Here is a 5,673-nt window from a genome sequence, read left to right on the forward strand (position 1 = left end):
AAATCAAAAAAAAGCCCTCCATGTTTCCATGAAGGGCTTCCAAGAAAGGCAACGACCTACTCTCCCACAAATGCAGTACCATCGGCGCTAACGGGCTTAACTTCTCTGTTCGGAAAGGTAAGAGGTGAGCCCCGTCGCTATAACCACCTTAAACTTTAAGTTAAAGCCACTGGGCCATTCACTCCCGGCTTTAACTGCGCTGTGCGCAAATATCTTTGACATATTGGAACAAATCACATGAAAAAAAGCAATGTTGTTTTTCCCTTGAAAAAAACAGGCGTACAATAAGCCTATGGGCTATTAGTACCACTCGGCTGTGGCATCGCTGCCTTTACACCTGTGGCCTATCGACGTGGTCATCTCCCACGGCCCTTTAAAGAAATCTCATCTTGTGGTGGGTTTCGCGCTTATATGCTTTCAGCGCTTATCCCTTCCGGACGTAGCTACCCTGCAGTGCCGCTGGCGCGACAACAGGTACACCAGAGGTCCGTCCAACCCGGTCCTCTCGTACTAGGGTCAGATCCACTCAAATTTCTAGCGCCCACTGTAGATAGAGACCGAACTGTCTCACGACGTTCTGAACCCAGCTCGCGTGCCACTTTAATGGGCGAACAGCCCAACCCTTGGGACCTTCTCCAGCCCCAGGATGTGACGAGCCGACATCGAGGTGCCAAACCCCCCCGTCGATATGAGCTCTTGGGGGAGATCAGCCTGTTATCCCCGGCGTACCTTTTATCCTTTGAGCGATGGCCCTTCCATGCGGAACCACCGGATCACTATGCTCTACTTTCGTACCTGATCGGCCTGTATGCCTCTCAGTCAAGCTCCCTTATGCCATTGCACTCTGCGCACGGTTACCAAGCGTGCTGAGGGAACCTTTAGAAGCCTCCGATACTCTTTTGGAGGCGACCACCCCAGTCAAACTACCCACCAAGCACTGTCCCCCGTTGTGCGGGGTTAGACTCTAGACAAGCAAAGGGTGGTATTTCAACAATGACTCCACAACGCCTGGCGACGCCGCTTCAAAGTCTCCCACCTATCCTACACATTACTTGTCCAAAACCAATACTAAGCTATAGTAAAGGTGCACGGGGTCTTTTCGTCCCACAGCGGGTAATCGGCATCTTCACCGATACTACAATTTCACCGAGCTCATGGCTGAGACAGTGTCCAGATCGTTGCACCATTCGTGCAGGTCGGAACTTACCCGACAAGGAATTTCGCTACCTTAGGACCGTTATAGTTACGGCCGCCGTTTACCGGGGCTTCATTTGAATGCTTCGCCGAAGCTAACATCTCCACTTAACCTTCCGGCACCGGGCAGGTGTCAGGCCATATACGTCATCTTTCGATTTAGCATAGCCCTGTGTTTTTGATAAACAGTCGCCTGGACCTTTTCACTGCGGCCCCACCGAAGTGGGGCGACGCTTCTCCCGAAGTTACGCGTCAATTTTGCCTAATTCCTTAGCCATGAATCTCTCGAGCTCCTTAGAATTCTCATCCCAACCACCTGTGTCGGTTTAGGGTACGGGCCGCTTCCCTCGCTTTTCTTGGAAGTCGCTTCTCCGGATTATCACCGCGGCCGGAGCCTTAGTGTACTATCGCCGTGTTGCCACTGGCTTCAACGTGCTATTCCGTCAGCACGCACCGAATATACGCCTCCGTCACTTTTAACGGGAGCGGGTACGGGAATATTAACCCGTTGTCCATCCACTGCCCCTTTCGGGTTCGTGTTAGGCCCCGACTAACCCTCAGCTGATTAGCATAGCTGAGGAAACCTTGGTCTTTCGGAGTGCGGGTTTCTCGCCCGCATTATCGTTACTTATGCCTACATTTTCTTTTGTAGCTCCTCCAGCACGCCTCACAGCGCACCTTCAGCGGCACTACAATGCTCCCCTACCACTTTTACAAGTCCATAGCTTCGGTAGTATGTTTATGCCCGATTATTATCCATGCCGGACCGCTCGACTAGTGAGCTGTTACGCACTCTTTAAATGAATGGCTGCTTCCAAGCCAACATCCTAGCTGTCAAAGCAGTCCAACCGCGTTTTTTCAACTTAACATACATTTGGGGACCTTAGCTGATGGTCTGGGTTCTTTCCCTCTCGGACATGGACCTTAGCACCCATGCCCTCACTGCCGACGAACATTTTATAGCATTCGGAGTTTGTCTGGAATTGGTAGGCGGTGAAGCCCCCGCATCCAATCAGTAGCTCTACCTCTATAAAACTATAAATCGACGCTGCACCTAAATGCATTTCGGGGAGTACGAGCTATTTCCGAGTTTGATTGGCCTTTCACCCCTACCCACAGGTCATCCGAAGACTTTTCAACGTCAACCGGTTCGGGCCTCCACTGTGTGTTACCACAGCTTCACCCTGCCCATGGGTAGATCACACGGTTTCGCGTCTACCACTACTGACTATGGCGCCCTGTTCAGACTCGCTTTCGCTACGGATCCGGCACTTAATGCCTTAACCTTGCCAGCAACGGTAACTCGTAGGCTCATTATGCAAAAGGCACGCCGTCATCCCTTACGGGACTCCGACCGCTTGTAAGCGTATGGTTTCAGGTTCTGTTTCACTCCCTTATTCAGGGTTCTTTTCACCTTTCCCTCACGGTACTGGTCCACTATCGGTCTCTCAGGAGTATTTAGCCTTATGGGATGGTCCCCACAGATTCACACAGGGTTTCACGTGCCCCGCGCTACTCAGGATGCCACTATCTCGCCGTTCTTTGCTTGTACGGGACTATCACCCCCTACGGTCTGTCTTTCCAAACAGTTCCAATTCATCACGGTCCGAACATTGTGGTCCTACAACCCCGGTATTGCCGTAACAACACCGGTTTGGGCTGTTCCGCGTTCGCTCGCCACTACTAACGGAATCACTCTTGTTTTCTCTTCCTCCGGGTACTTAGATGTTTCAGTTCCCCGGGTTCGCCTCCTTGCGGATAACATGTCTTCAACATGCTGGGTTGCCCCATTCGGATATCTGCGGATCAAACCTTGTGTGCAGGTCCCCGCAGCTTTTCGCAGCTTATCACGTCCTTCATCGCCTCTGAGAGCCTAGGCATTCCCCATACGCCCTTGTTTAGCTTATTGTACTTTTTGCTTTTTCAATGAGTTCAACCAATTGGATACTTCCAATTGATCGTTGATCGTTGCACCGCTCGCTGTGGTGCAACAACCAGAATTATTGCTAAAGTTAAATCTCTTTAACTTTTTATTTCATGTATCTTTTTCCAATATGTCAATGAACGTGGCGAACCGCCACCGATAAACAAATTAACGGTGCAATCCGTGCAGCGCTCTGAAACAACCTATGTTGTCCTTAGGCACTGCCCTGTGGAGAATATCGGAGTCGAACCGATGACCTCCTGCGTGCAAGGCAGGCGCTCTAGCCAGCTGAGCTAATCCCCCAATTTGAAATTCAGAATTGTGAATTCAGAATTGCGAATTTAGAATCCTCTGCTCCTAGAATTTCCTTTCAATATTTAATGAACTTGTCCCAAACCTTCCTGGACCTATCGCCCGATCAAGCTTGGCCTGTAGTCTCAGGCAGACTCGAACTGCCGACCTCTACATTATCAGTGTAGCGCTCTAACCAGCTGAGCTATGAGACTGTTTTAGTAGACTCAAGACCTATAGATTCAAGGCCAAAGACTAAAAAAGTCTTGTTTCCTGCTTCTTGTCTCTTGTATCTATCTTATGTTTAAATTAACAGCAATGAGAATAAACTATTTTTCGCAAATAGTAATGTGATACCTTTTAGTCGTCTTTCTCTAGAAAGGAGGTGTTCCAGCCGCACCTTCCGGTACGGCTACCTTGTTACGACTTAGCCCTAGTTACCGATTTTACCCTAGGCCGCTCCTTGCGGTGACGGACTTCAGGCACTCCCAGCTTCCATGGCTTGACGGGCGGTGTGTACAAGGCCCGGGAACGTATTCACCGCACCATGGCTGATGTGCGATTACTAGCGATTCCAGCTTCACGGAGTCGAGTTGCAGACTCCGATCCGAACTGTGATGGGGTTTATAGATTCGCTCCTCCTCGCGGAGTGGCTGCTCTCTGTCCCCACCATTGTAGCACGTGTGTAGCCCAGGACGTAAGGGCCGTGATGATTTGACGTCATCCCCACCTTCCTCACGGTTTGCACCGGCAGTCTTGCTAGAGTTCCCATCTTTACATGCTGGCAACTAACAACAGGGGTTGCGCTCGTTATAGGACTTAACCTGACACCTCACGGCACGAGCTGACGACAACCATGCAGCACCTTGCAATCGGTCCGAAGAAAGGGGTGTCTCCACCCCATGCAGACTGCATTTAAGCCCTGGTAAGGTTCCTCGCGTATCATCGAATTAAACCACATGCTCCACCGCTTGTGCGGGCCCCCGTCAATTCCTTTGAGTTTCATTCTTGCGAACGTACTCCCCAGGTGGGATACTTATCACTTTCGCTTAGCCACCCAGCCGAAGCCGGACAGCTAGTATCCATCGTTTACGGCGTGGACTACCGGGGTATCTAATCCCGTTCGCTACCCACGCTTTCGTCCATCAGTGTCAATACATTGTTAGTGATCTGCCTTCGCAATCGGTATTCTATGTAATATCTATGCATTTCACCGCTACACTACATATTCTAACCACTTCACAATGATTCAAGACAACCAGTATCAAGGGCAATTCTACGGTTGAGCCGCAGACTTTCACCCCTGACTTAATCGTCCACCTACGGACCCTTTAAACCCAATGATTCCGGATAACGCTCGGATCCTCCGTATTACCGCGGCTGCTGGCACGGAGTTAGCCGATCCTTATTCTTACGGTACCGTCAAGCCCCCACACGTGGGGGTGTTTCTTCCCGTACAAAAGCAGTTTACAACCCATAGGGCAGTCTTCCTGCACGCGGCATGGCTGGATCAGTGTTCCCACCATTGTCCAATATTCCTCACTGCTGCCTCCCGTAGGAGTCTGGTCCGTGTCTCAGTACCAGTGTGGGGGATCCCCCTCTCAGGGCCCCTACCTATCGTCGCCATGGTGCGCCGTTACCGCACCATCTAGCTAATAGGACGCATGCCCATCTTCTGCCGTGATCTTTAATGTTTAGACTATGCAGTCTTAACATACTATATTGTATTAATCCAAATTTCTCTGGGCTATCCAATAGCAAAAGGTAGGTTGCATACGCGTTACGCACCCGTGCGCCGGTCGCCGGCGGAAGCAAGCTTCCCCGCTGCCCCTCGACTTGCATGTGTTAGGCCTGCCGCTAGCGTTCATCCTGAGCCAGGATCAAACTCTTCATCGTTAAATCTTAATTAATTTTAACAACCAATCGGAATCTTCTATCGCTCAAAATGGTCTATTCTCTCTGTCGAAAGCCACCGTTTCCAATGGCCCTCTTACGCTGTCAATTCAATATGTCTATGAACTTCTCTTGTCTTTCCAAAACCCGTTTCCTGGTTTTGCGGGTGCAAATATAAAACCCTTTTTCCATCCCCGCAATACTTTTTATTCTTTTTTTGAACTTTTTTTTTCGAACCCAAAAAATACCTGAAAAAACACCCGGACAATGAACTTGGCGCCCAACGGACTTGCCGTTTTTTGCGGGTGCAAACATAACACCCTTTTTCAATACCGCAATGGATTTTTTAATCTTTTTTTTAAATGTTTTTT

At 49.9% G+C, this 5,673-nt stretch carries 1 protein-coding gene, 2 tRNA genes and 3 rRNA genes; all 6 read right to left on the reverse strand.

What is annotated here, in order from left to right; translation table 11 throughout:
• Positions 1-43: 43 nt before the first annotated feature.
• Positions 44-151 (reverse strand): 5S ribosomal RNA (gene rrf / locus ACB104_RS15980).
• A gap of 129 nt (positions 152-280) precedes the next feature.
• A 23S ribosomal RNA gene (locus tag ACB104_RS15985) occupies positions 281-3,103 on the reverse strand.
• Positions 3,104-3,347: 244 nt separating this feature from the next.
• A tRNA-Ala gene (locus ACB104_RS15990) sits at positions 3,348-3,421 on the reverse strand.
• Positions 3,422-3,550: 129 nt separating this feature from the next.
• Positions 3,551-3,624 (reverse strand) — tRNA-Ile (locus ACB104_RS15995).
• 163 nt (positions 3,625-3,787) lie between these two features.
• Positions 3,788-5,305, reverse strand: a 16S ribosomal RNA gene (locus tag ACB104_RS16000).
• Together the 16S, 23S and 5S rRNA genes with 2 tRNA genes alongside form the textbook arrangement of a ribosomal RNA operon.
• Positions 5,306-5,407: 102 nt before the next feature.
• Positions 5,408-5,673: hypothetical protein (locus ACB104_RS16005; protein ID WP_370480354.1), on the reverse strand; the 266-nt coding region annotated here is incomplete at its 5' end.

This window comes from Tamlana flava, from assembly GCF_041287255.1.
GTDB lineage: Bacteria > Bacteroidota > Bacteroidia > Flavobacteriales > Flavobacteriaceae > Tamlana > Tamlana flava.